The organism is Micromonospora cremea (assembly GCF_900143515.1).
GTDB lineage: Bacteria > Actinomycetota > Actinomycetes > Mycobacteriales > Micromonosporaceae > Micromonospora > Micromonospora cremea.
Genome location: NZ_FSQT01000002.1, coordinates 156,257 through 176,457 on the forward strand (window position 1 = coordinate 156,257; position 20,201 = coordinate 176,457).

Annotated in this window: 18 protein-coding genes; 6 read left to right on the forward strand and 12 right to left on the reverse strand. The window is 72.9% G+C overall.

Annotated elements, in window-relative coordinates; genetic code table 11:
• Nucleotides 1-18: 18 nt before the first annotated feature.
• The 3 genes from BUS84_RS14080 to BUS84_RS14090 form a co-directional block, all read right to left on the reverse strand.
• Nucleotides 19-894 (reverse strand): hypothetical protein, encoded by an 876-nt coding sequence (locus tag BUS84_RS14080; protein WP_074312820.1) that lies wholly within the window; start codon nt 892-894, stop codon nt 19-21.
• Between the two features lie 174 nt (nt 895-1,068).
• Complete coding sequence (locus tag BUS84_RS14085) at nt 1,069-2,745, reverse strand: CocE/NonD family hydrolase (RefSeq protein ID WP_074312821.1); 1,677 nt, start codon at nt 2,743-2,745, stop codon at nt 1,069-1,071.
• A 3-nt stretch (nt 2,746-2,748) separates the two neighbouring features.
• Nucleotides 2,749-3,264, reverse strand: a complete 516-nt coding sequence (locus tag BUS84_RS14090; RefSeq protein WP_074312822.1) for a MarR family winged helix-turn-helix transcriptional regulator — start codon at nt 3,262-3,264, stop codon at nt 2,749-2,751.
• A 124-nt stretch (nt 3,265-3,388) separates the two neighbouring features.
• Here BUS84_RS14090 and BUS84_RS14095 point away from each other — a divergent pair, with 124 nt between their 5' ends.
• The gene (locus BUS84_RS14095) at nt 3,389-5,515 is read left to right on the forward strand and encodes an MMPL family transporter (protein ID WP_074312823.1); all 2,127 of its coding nucleotides are present in this window, start codon (nt 3,389-3,391) and stop codon (nt 5,513-5,515) included.
• Between the two features lie 13 nt (nt 5,516-5,528).
• On the opposite strand, the gene BUS84_RS14100 is transcribed toward BUS84_RS14095, so the two are convergent.
• Together BUS84_RS14100 and BUS84_RS14105 are read right to left on the reverse strand one after the other, a co-directional pair.
• On the reverse strand, nt 5,529-6,413 hold the full coding sequence (locus tag BUS84_RS14100; protein WP_074312825.1) for a transglycosylase SLT domain-containing protein: 885 nt from the start codon (nt 6,411-6,413) through the stop codon (nt 5,529-5,531).
• Nucleotides 6,414-6,446: 33 nt separating this feature from the next.
• Nucleotides 6,447-7,865, reverse strand: a complete 1,419-nt coding sequence (locus BUS84_RS14105; RefSeq protein WP_074312827.1) for a DedA family protein — start codon at nt 7,863-7,865, stop codon at nt 6,447-6,449.
• Between the two features lie 133 nt (nt 7,866-7,998).
• Here BUS84_RS14105 and typA point away from each other — a divergent pair, with 133 nt between their 5' ends.
• Together typA and BUS84_RS14115 are read left to right on the forward strand one after the other, a co-directional pair.
• Nucleotides 7,999-9,867, forward strand: a complete 1,869-nt coding sequence (gene typA, locus BUS84_RS14110; protein ID WP_074312829.1) for a translational GTPase TypA — start codon at nt 7,999-8,001, stop codon at nt 9,865-9,867.
• Nucleotides 9,868-9,987: 120 nt separating this feature from the next.
• Entirely contained in the window at nt 9,988-10,848 is an 861-nt protein-coding gene (locus tag BUS84_RS14115; RefSeq protein ID WP_074312831.1) for a serine hydrolase, read from the forward strand.
• 27 nt (nt 10,849-10,875) lie between these two features.
• Here the strand turns inward: BUS84_RS14115 and BUS84_RS14120 are convergent, their stop codons facing one another.
• Nucleotides 10,876-11,673 (reverse strand): tyrosine-protein phosphatase, encoded by a 798-nt coding sequence (locus tag BUS84_RS14120; RefSeq protein ID WP_074312833.1) that lies wholly within the window; start codon nt 11,671-11,673, stop codon nt 10,876-10,878.
• 62 nt (nt 11,674-11,735) lie between these two features.
• Nucleotides 11,736-12,953 carry an RNA-guided endonuclease InsQ/TnpB family protein gene (locus tag BUS84_RS14125; RefSeq protein WP_208869670.1) on the reverse strand — a complete coding sequence of 406 codons (1,218 nt, stop codon included), beginning with the start codon at nt 12,951-12,953 and terminating at the stop codon, nt 11,736-11,738.
• Nucleotides 12,954-13,055: 102 nt separating this feature from the next.
• Here BUS84_RS14125 and BUS84_RS14130 point away from each other — a divergent pair, with 102 nt between their 5' ends.
• Nucleotides 13,056-14,153: a mandelate racemase/muconate lactonizing enzyme family protein gene (locus BUS84_RS14130; protein WP_074312835.1), complete on the forward strand. Its 1,098-nt coding sequence runs from the start codon at nt 13,056-13,058 to the stop codon at nt 14,151-14,153.
• Nucleotides 14,154-14,211: 58 nt separating this feature from the next.
• The gene (locus BUS84_RS14135) at nt 14,212-15,129 is read left to right on the forward strand and encodes a C40 family peptidase (protein WP_074312837.1); all 918 of its coding nucleotides are present in this window, start codon (nt 14,212-14,214) and stop codon (nt 15,127-15,129) included.
• 60 nt (nt 15,130-15,189) lie between these two features.
• Here the strand turns inward: BUS84_RS14135 and BUS84_RS14140 are convergent, their stop codons facing one another.
• The 3 genes from BUS84_RS14140 to pnuC all read right to left on the reverse strand — a co-directional run bounded on the left by BUS84_RS14140 (nt 15,190) and on the right by pnuC (nt 18,288).
• Nucleotides 15,190-16,188, reverse strand: coding sequence for a TerC family protein (locus BUS84_RS14140; protein ID WP_074312839.1), 999 nt, complete (start codon nt 16,186-16,188; stop codon nt 15,190-15,192).
• 328 nt (nt 16,189-16,516) lie between these two features.
• Entirely contained in the window at nt 16,517-17,638 is a 1,122-nt protein-coding gene (locus BUS84_RS14145; RefSeq protein WP_244298575.1) for an AAA family ATPase, read from the reverse strand.
• Nucleotides 17,635-18,288 carry a nicotinamide riboside transporter PnuC gene (gene pnuC / locus BUS84_RS14150; RefSeq protein ID WP_074312843.1) on the reverse strand — a complete coding sequence of 218 codons (654 nt, stop codon included), beginning with the start codon at nt 18,286-18,288 and terminating at the stop codon, nt 17,635-17,637. The genes BUS84_RS14145 and pnuC overlap by 4 nt, the downstream gene beginning before the upstream one ends.
• An 86-nt stretch (nt 18,289-18,374) precedes the next feature.
• Between pnuC and BUS84_RS14155 the strand changes: the two genes are divergently transcribed.
• Entirely contained in the window at nt 18,375-18,668 is a 294-nt protein-coding gene (locus tag BUS84_RS14155; protein ID WP_074312845.1) for an antibiotic biosynthesis monooxygenase family protein, read from the forward strand.
• 100 nt (nt 18,669-18,768) lie between these two features.
• Here the strand turns inward: BUS84_RS14155 and BUS84_RS14160 are convergent, their stop codons facing one another.
• Together BUS84_RS14160 and BUS84_RS14165 are read right to left on the reverse strand one after the other, a co-directional pair.
• Entirely contained in the window at nt 18,769-19,626 is an 858-nt protein-coding gene (locus BUS84_RS14160) for a helix-turn-helix domain-containing protein (RefSeq protein WP_074312847.1), read from the reverse strand.
• 186 nt (nt 19,627-19,812) lie between these two features.
• Nucleotides 19,813-20,181, reverse strand: a complete 369-nt coding sequence (locus BUS84_RS14165; RefSeq protein ID WP_074312849.1) for a VOC family protein — start codon at nt 20,179-20,181, stop codon at nt 19,813-19,815.
• Nucleotides 20,182-20,201: the final 20 nt, after the last annotated feature.

Consider the following 20,201-nt stretch of genomic DNA (forward strand, 5'->3'; position numbering starts at 1 on the left):
GGCGGCCAGGCCGGCGGCTCACGCGACCAGCCGGCGAGCCAACTCGTCGGCGACCTGCTTGGCCAGGGTGGGCGGGATGGCGGCAGCGATCTTCTCCGGGGTCAGCCCGGCCAGCACGCCCTGGATGATCGCCGGCTCGTCGGTGAAGTCCCGGCCCGACAACGCCGTCAGCGCGGTCTGCAGGGCGCTCACCTGCGCACCGAGTGACCTCAGCGTCGGGTGCGCCGACACGAAGTTCGGCACGGTCGCGTCCTCACCCATCGCCATCCGGGTGTAGATCTGCCCGACCGGGTTGCGGCCGTCGAGCACGGTCAGGTTCCTGTGGATGGTGGCCAGCCAGGCGTGTTCTTCGGGGGTCATGTCGTTGTCCTCCAGGAGTCCGATGGAGCTGAGATAGCGGCGGAACAACGGCCGCTGATCGCGACCGGCCTTGATGGCGTCACGGAAGAAGCTGAAGTGGGTGTGCCAGCGGTGCGAACTGTCGCCGCTGCTGCGCTTGCCGAGCCGGTCCCACCGCCGCACGGCGGTTCCGTCGGGGCTGTAGATGATCTCCCGGATGTCCCGGGTGTCGGCCGCGTTCGCGACGCACTGCCCCACGCACCAGAGCGAGAAGCTGCGCAGGGTGTGCGTCCGGCCGCCGGAGCGGACCTCGAAGCCGCCGACGTCCAACGCGGCCGCGTCCAGGGTCAGACCGGCCCGGTCCCGGGGTGACTCCACCACGGAGTAGTCGTTGGTGACCACCCGGTCGGATCCGCAGTGGTAGCCGCCCCGGTGCGCCGGATCGCCGACGATGCCGACCTCCGCCGGCTCCAGATCATCGGGCCCGGGTGCGTTGTCGAGGTGGGTCAGCACCAGGGTACGCACGGCCAACAGGTTCGCCGGGGCCCGGGTCATGGGGTCCCCCTTTCCGATGGGCGGGGGGCCGGGCACGACGTCACACCGCGTACGCGGTGCGGGGTTACGGACGAGCCCGGCCTACTGGTGCACAGCGCCGGGCGTTGACCCAACGATAGCCCGTCCCAACGGCTAACCCCCAGCTCAGAGGGGATCTGTTCACCGTCGAGATCGTCAGGAGCCAGAGTGGACGATCGGTAACCACAGCGCCGAGGGGTACGTGGGATCGTGCAGAACCTGCCGCCACCCTGCACGCAGAGTCACAGCCGTACCGAGGGGTTCACCGGTGCCGGGGTTGCGCGCCCAGCGGGGATGGGCGCCACCGGCGACCTGCACCCGCAGCCGGTGCCCGGCGGCGAACCGGTACGCCGTCGGCCAGAGCGGCACCGGGACCCGGTGCACTCCGGACGGATCAGCCGGGAACCGCCCGGGCGCGACCCGGACCAGCCCGTCGCACACGTTCCACGAGCGACCACGGCGGTCCACATCGCACAGTCGGACGAAGACGTCCAGGTACGCCAGTTCACTGCGGACGTGGATCGCGGCGTGCACCGGACCGATCACCTCGATCGGCCGGCTCAGCGGGACGCTGGTGTACGTCAGCACGTCCGGGCGGGCCTCGACGCTCCGGTTGTTCACCGGGCCGGCCCGCTGCGCCACCAGCAGTGGCCCGCCCAGCGACGGGGTGGGGTCGGCCGGGTCGTACCGGAACTCGTCCGCCGGCGAGGGGACCGGCGGGCGCACCGCCAGCTCGCCACCCGGATGCAGGTGCCAGGCGGTGTCGACCGCCGGCGGCGGCCAGTCCGGCAGGTCCCGCCAGCCACCGCCGGCGCCGCCCACGTACAGGCGCACCGGCGCGGACCCGGACCGCCCGGCACGGCGGGCTCGTTCGCCCGCCCGGGCCGGCCCGGTCAGGTGCTCGTCGAGCCAGGCCAACCCCTCCCGCAGGGCGGCCACGAACAGGCCGGGGCTGCCGTGCGTCCAGGGGCCGATCACCAGGCGCGGACGGGCACCGGCGGCGCGCAGGGTGGCGTGGTCGTCGAGCTGGGCGGGCAGGAAGATGTCGTGCCAGCCGGTGACCATGATCACCGGTGCCCGCACCCGGGCCACCCGGTCGGCGAAGACCCGGGTCCGCCAGTACGCGGCGTCCGGGGTGTGGTGGCGCAGCCACTCCTGGAAGAACGGGATCGTCACCCCGGTGGCCACCCGGTCCGCTCCGGTCAACGGCAGGTGCTCCAGCGCGGCGGCCAGCCGGGGCTGCCCGCGCTTGAGCTCCCGCTGCCGGGCCAGCCACGGCACCGTCTGCGCGTGCAGCAGTTCCGCCCAGGTCAGCACGCTGTCCAGGGCGAACGACTCCCCCGCGTACGTCGAATCCCGGGTGGCCGAGGCGGTCACCACCGCGACCATCGCGCGCAGGTCGTCGCCGGCGTCGGCGGCCAGCGCCCACTGCGCGAAGCCCTGGTAGCTGACCCCGAACATGCCGAGCGCGCCGGACCACCACGGCTGGCGGCGCAGCCAGTCCAGGGTGTCCATCCCGTCGTCGCGCTCGTGCACCAGCGGAGCGAACGTCCCACCGGAGCCGCCGGTGCCCCGGCAGGACTGGATCACGGCGTGCCGCCCGCGGGCGGCGAGCAGTCGTCCGAGCAGCCGCAGCGGCCCGCCGCGCCCGTACGGGGTGCGGATCAGAACGGTGGGCGCGTCCCGGACGCCCGGGGCGTAATGGTCGGTGCGCAGCACCACGCCGTCGCGGACCCGGAGCGGGATGTCGCGGGTGACCCGCACCGGGCCGGGGCGGGTCGCGGGAAGCCGCAGCGCGGCGCCGGCGAGGCGGGCGACGAGCCGGTCCGGCACCGGTCAGCCCGTCGCGCCGCGGCTCGACTCGGGCCGGGCGGCGCGGACCTCGTCACGGTGCGCCCGCAGCGAATCGCTCATCCGCGCCATGAATCGGTGCACCACCTCCAGCTCGTCCTCGCCGAACTCGGCCATCACCGAGTCGGTGCGGGCGCCCAGCGGCTGGAAGAACTCCATGGCCAGGGCGGCCCCCCGGTCGGCGTAGTGCAGCAGCACCTTGCGCCGGTCGACGGTGTCCCGGTCCCGGCGGATGTGGCCGGCTCGTTCCAGCCGGTCGATCAGGGCGGTGACCGAGCCGGAGGAGATGTTGAGCTGCTCACCGAGGCGGCCGGGGGTGATCGGGTCACCGAGGATCTCGGCGTCCATCACCGCGAGCAGCGCGTTCAGGTCGGTCGGGTTGAGCCCGTGCAGGTTGGCGAAGGCGTGGCCGACCTGTTGGGCGTCCGCCGCGTACCGCCGCAGGTTGTTGGTGATCTCCGCGACCAGCTTCTCCCGGCGCGTGTCGCGCCGCCGGTACATGCCGTGAGTCACCACCGCGCGCCACTTCTTCCCGTCGTCGATCCCTCGGGTTGCAGCATAGAACAGCCCTCGATAATCTCGTCTATCAAGATACTCTCCGATCGAGAGGCTCCGAGGTCACCTGATGTCCGCCTTCACCAGAGTCGCCCGCGGCCGGTTGGCCGCCTGGCTCACCGTGGCCGCCGCGATCGTCGTCGGCGCGGCCGTCTTCGGGTTGCCCCGGCCGGACAACCCGGCGCCGGTCTCCGCCACCGGCCTGTCCGTGCAGTGGCAGTCGACCCAGGTGCAGCGGTTGCAGGACCAGCTGCCGTCCAGCGAGGTCCAGCCGGCCATCGTGGTGGTCAGCCGCGGTGACGGCGGCGCGCTGAGCGAGGCCGACCGGGCGGCCGTCGCCACCCGCTCCGGCGACCTGGGCCGGTTCGCGGTGGGCGGGCGGGTCAGCCCGGACCAGGTCTCCCCGGACGGCACGGTGGCGCTCGTCGTCGTGCCGGTCAGCACCGCCGGCGGACAGGACGAGGTCACCGAGACGGTCGCCCTGCTGCGCGCCGCGCTGGCCAACCTGCCCGAGGGGCTCACCGTCGAGGTGACCGGGGCGCCCGCCTTCACCGCCGACCTCTCCTCGGTCTTCGAGGGCGCCGACGTCACCCTGCTCGCGGTGACCGCCGCCGTGGTCGCGCTGCTGCTGCTGATCACCTACCGCAGCCCGTTCCTGTGGATCGTGCCGCTGGTCGTGGTCGCGGCGACCGAGCAGCTCACCCTGCGCGCGGTGGACACGATCGTGCCGGCCGTCGGCATCAACCTCCAGCAGGGCCAGGTCACCGGCATCGCCAGCGTGCTGGTCTTCGGCGCCACCACCGACTACGCGCTGCTGCTGATCGCCCGCTACCGGGAGGAGTTGCGCCGCGAAAAGGACCGGTTCGCGGCGATGCGGGCCGCGCTGCGGCGAACGGCCGAGCCCATCCTGGCCAGCGGCGGCACCGTGGTGCTCGGCGTGCTCACCCTGCTGCTCAGTGAGCAGGAGACCAACCGGGCGCTGGCCGTGGCCTGCGCCACCGGGGTGCTCTTCGCGATGCTCTCGGCGCTGCTCGTCCTCCCCGCCGTGCTGGTGCTCTTCGGCCGCGGCCTGTTCTGGCCGTTCGTCCCCCGGGTCGGTGGCCCGGTGCGCGAGGGCCGGCTCTGGGGCCGGCTCGGCGCCGTCGTGGAACGCCGCCCGGTGCCGGTCGCGGTGCTGGCCACGCTGCTGCTCGCCGGCCTGGCGCTGGGCGGGCTCGGGATCCGCACCGGCCTGTCCGAGACCGAGCAGTTCCGGGCCGAGCCGGAGGCGGTGACTGGCGCGCAGACCCTGGCCCGGACGTTCCCCGCCGGCACCACCCAGCCGGTGGCCGTGCTCACCACCCCGACGGCGGTGCGGGCGGTCACCGACGTCGCCGCCGCCGTTCCCGGGGTCGCCTCGGCCCGCCCCGGCGATGCCGGCCAGGACGTCGCCCAGGTCGACGTGGTGCTGGCCGCCGAACCCGGCACCACCGCCTCCGACCGCACGATCGAGGCGCTGCGCGACGCGGTCGCCGCGGTCCCCGGCTCCGCGCCTCCCGCGGTTGCGGGCGCCGACGCGCCGTCCGGGGCGATCGTCGGGGGCAGCGTGGCCGCCACGTACGACTCCGAGGAGGCCAACGACAAAGACCTGCGCCTGATCCTGCCGATCATCCTGCTGCTGGTCGGCGCGGTGCTCGTGCTGCTGCTGCGTGGCCTGCTCGCACCGGTGCTGCTCGTGCTCACCGTGATCGCGTCGTTCTTCGCCAGCCTCGGCGCGGCCTGGCGGCTCTTCGACCACGTGCTGGGCTTTCCGGCACTGGACAGCGGTGTGCTGCTGCTCGCCTTCGTGTTCCTGGTGGCGCTCGGCGTGGACTACAACATCTTCCTGGTCACCCGGGCCCGGGAGGACGCCCGCAGCGCGGGCACGCGCGACGGGATGCTCTCCGCGCTGCGGGTCACCGGCGGGGTGATCACGAGCGCCGGGGTGCTGCTCGCCGCGGTCTTCGCGGTCCTCGGCGTGCTGCCGCTGATCACGCTGACCCAGATCGGCATCATCGTCTGCATCGGCGTCCTGCTGGACACCCTGCTGGTCCGCACGGTCCTGGTGCCGGCGCTGGCGTTCGTGCTCGGCGACCGCTTCTGGTGGCCCGGCCGGATCGCGAGCGAGGGCCCGGCGGACACCCCGGTGCCGCCCGAGCCGGTCGCCGCCCGCAACTGACCGGTCGGCCCGCTCAGTACCCCAGACAGACGCACTCGGTCATCAGCGCGCGCACGTTGCGCACGTAGGACGGGTTGGGGATCGTCAGCGGCTCGCCCTCCTGCGCCACCGCCCCGTGCCCGAAGTTGTACGCGGCGATCACCGCGTTGAGCAGGCAGGAGTTCAGCTCGGAGCTGCACAGGCCGGCCTCGAGCCGGAAGTCGGACTCGAAGTACATCTCGCCGATGTACCGGGTCAGCCAGGCCAGGTAGTTCGCGCCCAGGTACGCGTTGTCCTGGTAGTCGTCGATGTCGTAGCTCTGCTCGAACCGCTGGTTCATCCAGGTCGCGGTGTCCGGCATCACCTGCATCAGCCCGACGCCGCCGTCGCAGGCGTAGATGTTGGACTGCCAGCCGCTCTCCTGCCAGGCGGTGGCCTTGACCAGGTTGAGCGGGATTTTGATGCTCGGCGCGGAGGTCGGCCAGTAGATGCGGGCGGCCGCGTCGGCCAGTGCCGCCTTCGCCTCGGCCCGGGTCGCCTGGGTGCCCTTGTAGCTGGGCTTGCAGGAGGTCGGTGCCGGCTTCGGCGGTGCCGGCGGGACCTTGGTCTCGGTGGGCGGCTTCGCCACCGGGCGCGGCTTCGTCGCCGGACCGGACGTGCGGGTCGGCTTCTTCGTCGGCTTGGGGGTGGGGGACGCGCTGCGGCTCGGCGCGGCACCCATCGACTCCACCCCGCTCACCGACGGGCCCGGCTCCGCGGCGGCCTCGTCGACCGGGGCGTCGGTCGGCGCCTCGGTGACCGCGACCGGCGCGGCCTCGCCCTGCGGGCGCTCCCCCCGGTCGGCGCAGCCGACCACCGTGCCCGCCAACAGGAGCCCGGCGAGCACCACGGCGCCCACCCGACCGGTCCGTCCACGCATGCCGTTACTCCCCCGTGTGACCGTCGCCGCACATTAGCAAGGTTCGACCGGGCGGCGAGGCCCCTGCGACGGCGGCCGGACCGGGTCCTCCGGCTGCTCCCGCTCCCCCATCGCCCGGTCCCTGGTGGCCCAGGCGACCATGAACACCACCGTCCAGAGCACCCCGAGCAGCACCGCCGCCGCGGTCCCGCTCGCCGTGTCCAACCCGAGGTAGAGCCGCGCGCCGCCGACCCCGAGCACCCCTGCGGCGGCGGCCGTCCAGGCGGCCACCGCCACCGGCCAGCGGGCGCTGCGGGACACCAGCCAGGCCAGGGTGCAGAAGCTCGCCGCGACCACCGCGTTCTGGGTCGGGAACGGGACCGCCTCGCCGCCGCCCGGGCCGGCTCCCGGCGACCCGGTCAGCTCGGCCACCACGGCCAGGACCAGCAGCGGCACGAACGCGCCCACCGTGCCCACCACGCTGAGCAGGTCCGCCCGCCAGGGCCGGTTCCGCCACGCCAGCACCGCTGCCACCACCGCCACCAGAACGATCAGCACCCACCCGCGCACCACGGACACCACGGCCAGGGTGGCGTCGGCGGCGTCCGGGGTCCGCCGGGCGGCGAACCAGCCGCCGATCGCCCCGTCCAGCGCGGCCAGCCCGCTGTTGCGCACCACCACGGCGAGCAGGCCGGCGATGGCGAGCCCGGCGGCGAAGAGCAGCAGCAGCCCCGCGGCGAGGTTGAGCAGCAGCGTCCAGGCCGGCCCGATCCGCATGGCCACCAGGAAGAACAGCACCCCGTAGCGGGCGCTGAGCCAGCGCACCGGCGGCAGCGCGCCGGCCCGGGAGAGCAGCGCCCGGGCCGGATCGGGGTTACGGCCCAGCCACCGCCCGGCGAGCACCACCCCCAACAGGCCGGCCAGCAGCACCAGCGCCGCGCCGGTGGCCCGGCCGAGCAACCGGGAGACCGTGTCGTACGACTCACCGGCGACGTGACCGAGCAGCACCGAACCGCCCACCCAGGTCACCACGCCGGCCAGGTTCCACGGCGCGAACCGCCGGTACGGCATGCCGGCCGCGCCGGCCAGCCGGGGCACCAGGGTGCGGGCGAAGGCCACCCAACGGGCGGCGAACACGCCCCGCCCGCCGAGCCGGGCGAGCATGGCGTCGGCCCGGGCCCACCGCTCGGGCCCGACCCGGTGGCCCAGCCCGGCACGCAGCCGCGAGCCGTACCGCCGGCCGGCGCGGAACGCCAGCGCGTCACCGAGGACCGCGGCGGCGATCATCGCGAGCAACGCCGGGCCCAGCCGCAAGGTACCGTTGTAGGTGAGGAAGCCGACGAGCAGCAGGGTAGCCTCACCCGGCACGAGCAGGCCGAAGATCACCGCGGTCTCGCCCGCCACGATCAGCGCGGCGACCAGGTAGATCCACAGGGTGGGCAAACCCTGCACCATGGTCAGCAGATCGTGCACTCAGGCCCCCGGGACACGGGAGCCAGCATGCCAGCCGGGGGAACGACCCGGACAGCAGTTTCACCAGAGATCAGGGGCACCTGGGGGTGACCCCGACGCAGCCTGCGCGAGCGCAGGCGGAAGGATAGAGGGTATGCAGCTTCGCACCGACCTCCGCAACGTCGCCATCATCGCTCACGTCGACCACGGCAAGACCACCCTGGTCGACGCCATGTTGCGGCAGGCCGGCGCGTACGGCGCCCGCGGTGAGACGACCGAGCGGGTGATGGACTCGGGGGACTTGGAACGGGAGAAGGGCATCACCATCCTGGCCAAGAACACCGGTGTGCGCTACCTGCCGGCGGATGGCTCCGACCCGGTCACCATCAACATCATCGACACCCCCGGCCACGCCGACTTCGGTGGTGAGGTGGAGCGCGGCCTGACCATGGTCGACGGAGTGGTGCTGCTGGTCGACGCCAGCGAGGGCCCGCTCCCGCAGACCCGCTTCGTGCTGCGCAAGGCGCTCCGCGCACGGCTGCCGATCATCCTGGTGATCAACAAGGTGGACCGCCCCGACGCCCGGATCAAGGAGGTCGTGGACGACACCTACGAGCTCTTCCTCGACCTGGACGCCGACGAGGAGCAGATCGACTTCCCGATCGTCTACGCCTGCGCCCGCGACGGCATCGCCTCGCTGACCCAGCCCGCGGACGGCTCCGTGCCGGACGACAGCACCTCGCTGGAGCCGCTGTTCCGCACCCTGCTGGACACCATCCCGCCGCCCGCGTACGAGGACGGCGCGCCGCTGCAGGCGCACGTCACCAACCTCGACGCCTCGCCGTTCCTCGGCCGGCTGGCGCTGTGCCGGGTCCGCCAGGGCACGATCACCAAGGGTCAGACGGTGGCCTGGTGCCGCACCGACGGCAGCACCCAGCGGGTCCGCATCTCCGAGATGCTGATGACCGAGGGCCTGGAGCGCAAGCCGGCCGAGTCAGCCGGTCCGGGCGACATCATCGCGGTCGCCGGCATCTCCGAGATCATGATCGGTGAGACGCTGGCCGACGCGGAGAACCCCGTGCCGCTGCCGCTGATCACCGTCGACGAGCCGGCCATCTCGATGACCATCGGCACCAACACCTCGCCGCTGGTCGGCCGGGTCAAGGGCTCCAAGGTCACCGCGCGGATGGTCAAGGACCGGCTCGACAAGGAGCTGGTCGGCAACGTGTCCCTGCGGGTGCTGCCGACCGAACGGCCGGACGCCTGGGAGGTGCAGGGCCGCGGCGAGCTGGCGCTGGCCATCCTGGTCGAGCAGATGCGCCGGGAGAGCTACGAGCTGACCGTCGGCAAGCCGCAGGTCGTCACCCGCGAGATCGACGGCAAGACCTGCGAGCCGGTCGAGCGGCTGACCATCGACGCGCCGGAGGAGTACCTCGGCGCGATCACCCAGCTCCTCGCGACCCGCAAGGGCCGCATGGAGCAGCTGGTCAACCACGGCACCGGCTGGATCCGGATGGAGTGGCTGGTCCCGGCCCGCGGCCTGATCGGCTTCCGCACCGAGTTCCTGACCGACACCCGGGGCACCGGCATCCTGCACCACGTCTTCGAGTCCTACGAGCCGTGGTTCGGCGAGCTGCGTACCCGTAACAACGGCTCCCTGGTCGCCGACCGGTCCGGCGCGGTCACCGCCTTCGCGATGATCAACCTGCAGGAGCGCGGCCAGCTCTTCGTCGATCCGACCACCGAGGTGTACGAGGGCATGATCGTCGGCGAGAACTCCCGCTCCGACGACATGGACGTCAACATCACCAAGGAGAAGAAGCTCACCAACATGCGGGCGTCGACCTCCGACGAGACCGAGAAGCTGATCCCGCCGCGCAAGCTGTCGCTGGAGCAGGCGCTCGAGTTCTGCCGCGAGGACGAGTGCGTCGAGGTCACCCCGACCGCGGTGCGCATCCGCAAGGTCGTACTCGACCAGCAGCTGCGTGGGCGGGCCGCCGCCCGCCGCAAGCACGCCGGCTGATCCCACCAGCACCCGGCACCGGGCGCGTCGACCGCTTGCGGTCGGCGCGCCCGTCCGCTCTCCGGCGGGGTACGCGGGCCTGCCCGGTCCGCCCGCCGGTGATCCGCTACGGTCACCGGCATGACCTGGGATGATCTCGACGCCCACCTGGACCGGGTGCCCGGCACCGTCTCGGCGTACGTGGGCCGTCTCGACGCGCCGCCGACCTGGACCCGCCATGCCGACGCCACCCACTACGCCGCCAGCACCATGAAGGCGGCGGTCCTCGCCGCGCTGCACCGCGCCGCCGAGGCCGGCACGCTGGAGCTGGACGCCCCGGTCCCGGTGGTCAACCAGTTCGACTCGGCCCAGCCCGGCGCGCCCCGGTTCTCCTGCGCGCAGCACTACGACAACGACGACGCGGTCTGGGACCGGGTGGGCGGCACGGCGCCGCTGCGCTGGCTCGCCGACCGGATGATCGTGCGGTCCAGCAACCTGGCCACCAACCTGGTCCTCGGCCACGTCGGACTGCCCGCGGTGGCCCAGGTGTGGGCGCTGGCCGGAGCCCGGCACAGCGTCACGGGCCGCGGCATCGAGGACTTCGCCGCCCGCGAGGCCGGCATCACCAACCTGGTCACCGCCCACGACCTGGCCGCCCTGCTCGGCGCGCTGGCCACCGGGTCCGCCAGCCCCGGCCAGCTCGCCTCGCCGGCCGGCTGTGCCGCCATGCTGGACGTGCTGCTCGCCCAGGAGCACCGCGAGGACCTGGCCGCCGGCCTGCCCGAGGGCACCCGGATCGCGCACAAGAACGGTTGGGTACGCGGCGTGCGTCACGGCGCCGGAGTGGTCCTGCCCGACGACGCCCCGCCCTACGTGATCGCCGTCTGCACCACCACCGACCTGGCCGACGGCGGCGCCAGCGGGGACGAGGACGAGGACGACGCCTGCCGGCTGATCGCCCACGTCTCGGCGCAGGTCTGGGCCGCCCGCCACCAGCTCTGACCGGGCTCCGACGCCGGGCCGGCGCCCTCACTCCAGCAGGTGCTCCCGCAGCGCCGTGAGGGTCTCGTCGGTCAGCCCGAGCCCGTCGCGCAGGTAGCCGTCGAACGAGCCGTGCACCCGACGCACCTCCTGGTAGCCGGCGTCGAGGTACTCGGGGCGGACCTCCAGCACCGGAAGCACCGCGTCGACGTCCAGCTCGGGCTGGCGGCGGCGCATCGCCTCGACGATCACCGCGCGCAGGCTGTCGGTGAGGGCGTTGTTGCGCAGGTACTCGGCGCGGATCGCGGCCTCGTCCACGCCGAGCACGGTCAGCAGGATGACGGTGAGCCAACCGGTCCGATCCTTGCCGGCGGAGCAGTGGTAGACCAGCGGCAGGTTCTCCGGTGCGGCGGCCAACCGGACGGCCTCGGCGAACCCGACCCGCGCCGACTCGCCCGTGACGAACCACCGGTAGATCTCCGCCATCGCCCCCGCCGTGCCCTGCCGGGCCAGCTCGGCGTACGCGTCCAGGTCGTGGCCGAGCAGCACCGCCGAGACGTACGTGAAGACCGGGTGCTCCGGGTCGTGCACCGGCAGGTGCACCACCCGCGGCTCGCCCACCAGCCGGTCCGTCGGGGCCACCGCGATCTCCGAGCCGTCGCGCAGGTCGACCACGCAGGCCAGGCCGAGTTTCGTGAGCACCGGCAGGTCCTCGTCGGTGAGCCGGCCCAGCGCCGGAGTCCGGATCAGCCGCGCGGGGCGCACCCGCCGGCCGCCGGCACCGACGAGGCCGCCCAGGTCACGCGCGTTCGGCGCGCCCACCATCTCCCAGTCCCGCCCGGTCATCCGGTCTCCCCTCCCGCCGCGCGCACCGTATAGGGTGCCCCACTTGACATCCTCCGCCGCCTTCAAGGGCGGGGGTTCCCTCGGTCACCCGAGGGGGTTCCTGTCTCACTGGGCCGCGCCTTCGCCGCTTGCGCGGGTCGGGTCTTATCGTCCCTCCACAGGCGTTTTACCTCTCCGCCAGCCCGGCGGCGAGGATGTTGCGGGCGGCGTTGACGTCCCGGTCGTGCGCGGCGTCGCAGCCGGGGCACGTCCAGGCGCGGACGCCGAGAGCGATGGCGGTGTTGATCCGACCGCACGCCGAGCAGGTCTTCGTGCTCGGCGTGCCAGCGGTCGACGGCGATCACGGTCCGCCCGTACCAGGCGGCCTTGTACTCGATCATGCTGCACAGTTGTGTCCACGCCGCGTCGGAAATGGCGCGGGCCAGGCTGTGGTTGCGCAGCATGTTGCGCACGCTGAGGTCTTCGATCACGACCGTTTGGTTCTCGCGGACGAGTCGAGTCGACAGCTTGTGCAGGTGATCGCGCCGCCGGTCGGCGATGCGGGAGTGGATCCGGGCCACCGCAAGCCGGGCTTTGGCCCGATTCGCGGAGTCCTTGGCCTTACGGGACAGCGTGCGTTGGGCTTTGGCCAGCTTGCGCCGGTCGGCGCGCTCGTGCCGCGGGTTGGTGATCTTCTCGCCGGTGGACAAGGTGAGCAGACTGGTGATACCCGCATCTATCCCCACCGCCGATTCCAGCGACGGCAAGGACTTGACGGTGGAGTCCTTCATCAGCAGGGACACGAACCAGCGGTCGGCCGCGTCGCGGGACACCGTGACCGTGGACGGCTGCGCGTTTGCCGGCAGAGGCCGAGACCACACGATGGACAGCGGCGCGTCCATCTTCGCCAGGGTCAGCTGGCCGTCGCGCCAGCGGAACGCCGAGCGGGTGTACTCCGCCGACGCCCGGGACGTGCGCTTGGTCTTAAACCGCGGGTAGCGCGAGCGCTTGTCCCAGAACGCCGCGAACCCGGCTTGCAGGTGCCGCAGCGTCTGCTGCAAGGGCACGGAGCTGACCTCGTTGAGGTAGGCCAGCTCGTCCGTGCGTTTCCATTCGGTGAGCCACGCCGAGGATTGCACGTAGGTGCTGCGTTGCCGGTCGACGGCCCATGCGCGGGTGCGCGCGTCGAGGGCTAGGTTGTATACCTTGCGGACGCAGCCGAATGTGCGGTTGAGCTGTTCGGCTTGCACGGGGGTCGGATAGAAGCGGTACTTGTACGCTCGCTTCACCACCTCACCCATGCCTCACATCTCAGTAGTTGACTATGTAAGACGACTATCGAAGGGAGGGAGCGGCGTTTCCTCCCTTCGCCTGAAGGCTGAGGTGTCCACGCCGCGATCCTGATGACGATCTCGGCGGTACGCACCCACCGGGTTTCCGCCCCCTTACACACCCCGTTCGTCACCGCGCTGCGTCGTACCACCACGGTGGACACTCTGGTCGTCGAGCTCGTCGACACCGACGGCCGGTCCGGCTTCGGCGAGGCGCCACAGGTCTGGCAAGTCACCGGCGCGTCGGTCGGCGGCGCCCAGGCGTGCGTGCGGGAGCTGCTCGGGCCGCTGCTCACCGGGCGTGACCCGGACGACCTGGTGGCCCGCTGCGCCGAGGTGCAGCGGGCGGTGGTCGGCAACGAGGCGGCGAAGGCCGCGGTCGACGTCGCCCTGCACGACCTGGCCGCCCGGCGGTTGGGCGTACCCCTGGTGCGGTTGCTCGGCGGCACCACGCTGCGGGTGCCCACGGACGTCACGCTGGCCGCGGGCGACGCGGCGGACCTGGCGGCGGCCGCGCGGCAGCGGCAGGCCGACGGCTTCGGCGTGCTCAAGCTCAAGGTCGGCACCGACGCGGCCGGCGACCTGGACCGGGTCCGGGCGGTTCGCTCGGCCGTCGGTGCCGGGGTTCGCATCCGGCTCGACGCCAACCAGGGCTGGACGCCCCGGGAGGCGGTGCGGATCATTCGCGGCATCGAGGACGCCGGGCTCGACGTGGAGCTGGTGGAGCAGCCGGTGGCCCGCTGGGACCTGGACGGGCTGGCGTGGGTCAGCGACCGGGTGTCCGTGCCGATCCTGGCCGACGAGGCGGTCTTCGGGGTCCGTGACCTGGTGGAGGTGATCCGTCGACGGGCCGCCGACCTGGTCAACGTCAAGCTGGCCAAGTGCGGCGGGCTGCAACCGGCGCGCACCCTGCTGGAGCTGGCCGCAGCGCACGGGCTCGGCACGGTGGTCGGGTCGATGATGGAGACCCAGGTCGGCATCGGGGCGGCGGCGAGCCTGGTCGGCGCGTACGGCACCACCGCCGTCGCCGACCTGGACGCCGCCTGGTGGCTGGCCTGGACACCGGTGCGCGGCGGGCTCCACTACGAGGGGGCCACCGTGGTGCTGCCGGACGCTCCCGGCCTGGGCATCTCGGGCCTGGCTGAAGTAAAGATGCAGCCCCGCAGTTGATGATCGTTGGTTTCTTTCATAGGGTTCGAGGGACAGCGGACACGAGCTGGGGGTTGACGTGGAGCTGGAGCCGGGCCGCGAGGCCGTCGTCCGGGTCGCGGTGGCGACGCTGTGGACCTCCCCCGAGGCGGTCCGCCCGGTGGATCAACCGGCGCTGACCGCGCGCGCCGACATCCCGACCTGGATCTCCGGACTGGACACCGACCAACAGGTCGGCGACTGCGTGCTGAGCCAGCTGCTGCTGGGCGAGCGGGTGCTCGTCAGCGAGCTGCGCCCGGACGGCTGGGCGCGGGTGGTCGCCGTCGAGCAACCGGCCGCCAAGCTGGACCCGCGCGGCTACCCGGGCTGGTTGCCCGCCGACCAGCTGGCCCCCGTCGACCCGGCCGTCACCGGCCGCCCCCTGGTGGTGGACGCCACGGTCACCGGGCTGCGCGCCACACCGAACGGGCCGGTGGTGCTGCCCGGCGTGGTCGTCGGCACCCGACTCGTGCCGGCCGGCCCGGCGCGCGACGGCTGGCAGCCGGTGCACGTCCCCGGCCAGGCCGCGCCGCTCTGGCTGCCCGACGGTCAGCTCAGCTCCGCGCCGGCCGAGCCGCCCAACGCCGCCGACGCGCTCGTGGTGGCGCAGCGGCTGCTGCACGTGGTCTACGTCTGGGGTGGGCTCTCCGCGTACGGCATCGACTGCTCGGGGCTGGTGCACCTGGCCTGGCGTCGCTTCGGGGTGCTGCTGCCCCGCGACGCCGACGACCAGGCTCAGGCGACCACCCCACTGCCGCTGGGTGACGAGCGCCCCGGCGACCTCTATTTCTTCGCCCGCCCCGGCCGGAAGATCCACCACATCGGCATCGTCACCGCCGTCCCCGGCGACCACGAGAACCGGCGGATGCTGCACGCCTGCTACCGACGGCGGCGGGTGGTGGAGGAGCCGCTGCCGGCCGAGCGGACCGCCACCCTGGTCGGCGCGCACCGGGTCTGACCGGCCGGACGCGTCCCGGTACCCCGGCCGGGCGCGTCCCCGCACCCGGCCGGCGGCGGGTCAGCGTCGAGCCTCGGCCAGCTCGCGGCGTCGGTCCCGGGCGGACTTCATCAGGCTGGCGACCGTGGCGATCAGCAGGGTGCCGAGGATGACCAGCAGCGAGAGCCAGATCGGGATGTGCGGTGCCCACCCCACGTGCTCGCCGCCGTTGATGAACGGCAGGTTGTTGTCGGCCAGCGCCTCCAGCACCAGCTTGACGCCGATGAAGCCGAGCACCACGGCCAGCCCGTAGCTCAGGTAGATCAGCCGGTCCAGCAGGCCGCCGAGCAGGAAGTAGAGCTGCCGCAGGCCCATCAACGCGAAGACGTTCGCGGTGAAGACCAGGTACGGCTCCTGGGTGATGCCGAAGATCGCCGGGATCGAGTCCAGAGCGAAGATCAGGTCGGTGGTGCCGATCGCGATCATCACGATCAGCATCGGGGTGAACAGCCGCCGGCCGTTCTCGTGGGTGGTCAGCTTCGCGTCGTCGTAGTTCTTCGAGATCGGCAGCGCCTTGCGGCTCCACCGGATCAGCAGGTTCTCCGAGAACTCGTCCTCGTCCGGCTCACCCTGCCGGGCCAGGTTGACCGCCGTGTAGATCAGGAAGGCGCCGAAGATGTAGAAGACCCAGGAGAACTGCGAGATCAGCGCGGCGCCGGCGGCGATGAATCCACCACGCATCACCAGTGCCAGCACTATGCCGACCAGCAGCACCTTCTGCTGGTACTGCCGGGGCACCCCGAAGCGGGCCATGATGATCACGAAGACGAAGAGATTGTCCACCGAGAGGCTGTACTCGGTGAGCCAGCCGGTGTAGAACTGCCCGGCCGCGCTCGCCCCGGAGGTCAGCCAGAGACCGGCGCCGAAGATCAGGGCAAGGCCGACGTAGAAGGCGACCCAGAGGCTCGACTCGCGCACACTCGGCTCGTGCGGGCGCCGACCGATGATCAACAGGTCGACGAGCAGGACCGCAGTCAGTGCGACGAGCGTTACCGCCCACACCAATCCGGACACGTCCAACGTTCATTCCTCCGGCAGACACGCGGCGTCGGGCACACCGTACGCCCCCGGAAGGGCCGGTGTGCCGCTGACGCTCACTCTGGTGACTGTCGGAGGTCTCTTCCGCCACCTCCCGCGAGCGGGACGGCGACCGACGGGGCCGGGTCGGGGGCCGCCGACGTTCCGGCGATCGACCGTGCTGACGACTCCGTCGCGAGGGAATACTCCCCTCCTCGGTGACCATTCTCCCCCACCACGCCGTGTGATCGCACCCTGGGCAACCGGTGTCGCCGCCCACCCGCCAGCCGGGAATACCATCCGACACAGCCCCTCGGGGTGTCCTAGGAGGCTAGTGCGTGCCCGGTGCGACGAGCGGGTCGGCGAGCGACCAGCCGGCGGCGAGCAGGGCGTCGCAGGCCGCCACCGCACGAACCAGCCGATCGGCGTGCGGTCCGGCCAGCTCCACCACCGGCACCCCGCATCCGGCCAGCTCGGTGCGGAACCGCTCGGTCATCCAGCCCCGCAGGTGTTCGCCGTCGCGCAGCCCGTCGTCGGTGAACGGCACGTCCCGGTGGTCGGTCAGCAGATACAGTGCCGGCCGGCGTGCCGCAGCCAGGACCTCCGGGGACGCGCTGCCGAGGTAGCGTTCCTCCCAGATGGCGGTGGCCCGCGCGTCCGTGTCGCAGAACAGCAGCGGCCCGGACGATCGGGCCGCCGCGTCCTCGGCCGCCTGCTGCTCACGGACCACGGTGCGGAAGTCGTCCCGGTCCCAGCTGACGTCGAAGACGCTCGCCCCGGGCGAACGTTCGCGGAGCCGGGCCAGCTTGCGGGCGGTCAACTCCCGGCCGTACTCCGGCACCCAGCCGGTGCGGTAGTGCGCCGCCAGCGCCGCGGCCATCGTGGTGGTGCCCGTCGATTCGGCGCCGACCACCACCACTCGCCGAACGAACCAGGCGCGCACCGGTGGGGTCAGCCACTGCCAGTGACCCGCCGGGTCCGCGCGCACCGCGGTGCCGGAGACCGGCACGGTCCGCCGGTCCGGATCCACCGACACGGGTACGGCGTCGAAGCGCCGGGCCAGCTCCGCGCCGTACGCCTCGGAGGTGAAGACCGCGTCCACCGCCTCCGGCCCGACCGCCGCACGGAACACCGCGCAGTGCGCGTCCCAGACCGCCGGGTCGGCGTAGTCCACCGGGTGGTCGTCGTACCGGCCGACGAACTGGACCCACGGGGTGTGCGCGTGCGCCTCCCGCAGCCAGTCCAGCCGTGCCTCGAGCGGGATGGACTCGCGACGTGCGGGCGCCACCACGACGGTGACCGTGGCGCAGCGGGCGGCGGCCGCCGCGATCAGCGCGTGGTGCCCGGCGTGCGGCGGATAGAACTTCCCCACCACCATCCCGTGCCCGAACTCCGCAGTCGACGCCCGCCTCGGCGTCGGCGCCGACGGGTGGCCCGCTGCCCGCCCGGTCACGCGGTGACCGCGGCCGGCCCGGACGGGACCGGAGTCGGCCCGGCGGCCCGGCGCAGGTCGGCCCGCCAGGCGCGCAACCCCAGCACGCAGAGGGCGAGGAAGACCAGGTACAGGACGGCGGTCAGGTGCAGCCCCTTGTACGCGTAGAGCGGGATGTAGATCAGGTCGGCGGCGATCCAGAGCCACCAGCTCTCCACCCGCTTGCGGGTCTGCCCGTACGTGGCCAGCAGGGACAGCGCCGTGGTCAGCGCGTCCGGCAGCGGCACCGTGGAGTCGGTGGCCCGGTCCAGCAGCGCCCAGAGCGCCCCGGTGAGCAGCACCCCGACGACGGCCAGCGCCAGCCACTCCCGTCGCCCGGTCCGGCTCACCGTGAGCCGGGTCCGCCGCTCGCCACCGAACAGCCAGTGCCACCAGCCGTAGCAGCCCAGCGCGACGTAGACGATCTGGAGCCCGGCGTCGGCGTACAGGCCGGCGGTCCAGAACAGCAGCATGAGCAGCAGCACGTTGGCGATGCCGATCGGCCAGTTCGCGATCCGCTGCCGGGCCACCAACCAGACGTTCAGCACGCCGGTGGCGAACCCCAGCAGCTCCGCCCAGGTGGTGCCGGTGCCGGCCACCTGGAACGCGGTGCCGGTGAGCCAGTCGATCATCACGGGGCCACCCTAGGGTCTGTCACCGGCACCTGAACAGACCCCGCGGCACCGCCCGGTCGACCCGCCGTGGGAGGCTCTCGGACATGGTGCTTGAGGTCGCGCTGATCGACGTACTGCCCGGACACGAGGACGCGTTCGCCGCCGCGTACGCCCAGGGCCACCCGGTCCTCGCCGGGACGCCCGGCTGCCGGTCCGTGCGGATGACCCGGGGGATCGAGTCCCCGAGCCGGTTCGTGCTGCTGGTCGAGTGGGACTCGGTCGAGGCGCACGAGGAGAACTTCCGGGCCACCGAACGGTTCACGCAGTGGCGCGACCTGATCGGGCCGCACTTCGCCGGGCCGCCCGTGGTCGAGCACTTTCTCGACGTACCGGCCTGAGCCGAGCTGTCGTACCCCGCGGTTAGCGTGCCCACCGCACGCGCCGGCCGCCGGTCCCGACGGGCTCGGGGGCGCCGGGCCCGGTGGCCGCGCCGTGCCCTCATTCGCCCACGCGGCGAGCCAGCGCGGTGACCATCTCCTCCGGTGACAGGGCGGCGGCCAGCAGCGCCTCGGTCATCCGCTCGTACCGGTCGACGTCGAGCGCCGTGGCCAGGCGGACGTCGGTGGTCAACGCCTCCAGCATCACCGTGCGCGGATCCGCCGGGTCGGGAAAGGCATAGCAGGAGTACGGGGTGAGCGGGTGCAGCCCGTCGCCGGCCACCCCGCCCGGCACCAGCCGCACCGTCACGTGGGCCAGCCCGCTGACGGCGGCCAGGTGCCGCAGCTGCTCACGCCAGACCGGGACCGGCAGGTCACCCGGGTCGCAGGCCGCCTCGGCCAGCACCGCCGTGTAGCGCGGCGGGTCCGCCCGGCGCAGCACCTCCTGCCGCAGCGCCCGGGCCCGCACCTCGGCCTCCACGTCGACCTCCGGTGCGAGCAGGGCGCCGGCGGCGACCCGCAACCGGGCGTACGCCGGCGTCTGGAGCAGCCCCGGCACGACCGCCGGCTGGTACTCGACGATCTGGGCGGCACCCGCCTCCAGCTCGGCGGAGGTGCGCTGCCGCTCGCTCATCTCGCCGAGCGTCTTCCACCAGCCGCGACTCGTGGCCGCGTCCCGGGCGATCACGATCAGCGCGTCCCGGGCCGGCGCCGGCACCTCGTAGACGTCGAGCAGGTCCAGGACGTCGGCGAGGTCCGGACGGCTCTGGCCCAGCTCGATACGGGACAGCTTCGACGTCGAGGCCCAGCCCAGCCGGTCGCAGACCTGTTCCAGGGTCAGCGCCTCGCGCCGGCGCAACTGGCGCAGCTCGGCGCCGAGCCGCACACGTCGAATGACAGGACTTGTTGGCAACGGCATCCCCGCCTCCCCATCGAGGGAGAGTACGCAGGACGATCACCCAGTGCAATAACACGCTCGCGCACCGCAACCGCCGGATCATTCCGGTGGACCGGTCGGACCGGCCCGTACCTGCGTTTCCGCCCTGCCGACGGCGGGCGCCGTCCGGCCGAGTTCCGTGTCGGCCCGGCTCGTGCCGCCGCGCGGTCAGGGGCGGTAGGTGCCGAAGCTCCAGACATAGCCGGCCAGGTCGCGGGCGGCGTAGTCGCGGGAGCCGTAGTCGGTGTCGAACGGCTCGCGGATGATCTCGGCGCCGGCCGCGCGGGCCCGGGCGCAGTGGGCGTCGACGTCCGGCACGGCCACGTAGACCGACCAGTCGTCGTCGGCCGGGCGGGGCACCGCACCGGATCGACCACCCAGCATGATCATGCCGGTGTCGAGGACGAGCTCGGCGTGCGCGATCGTGCCGTCCGGCGCCTCGTGCGACGCGTGCACCTGGAAGCCGAAGGCCGAGCAGAGCCAGTCCATGGCGGAGCGGGGATCGGGGTACCGGAGGATCGGGTAGACGGTTCGCATGCCCCACAGTCTGCGCTCCG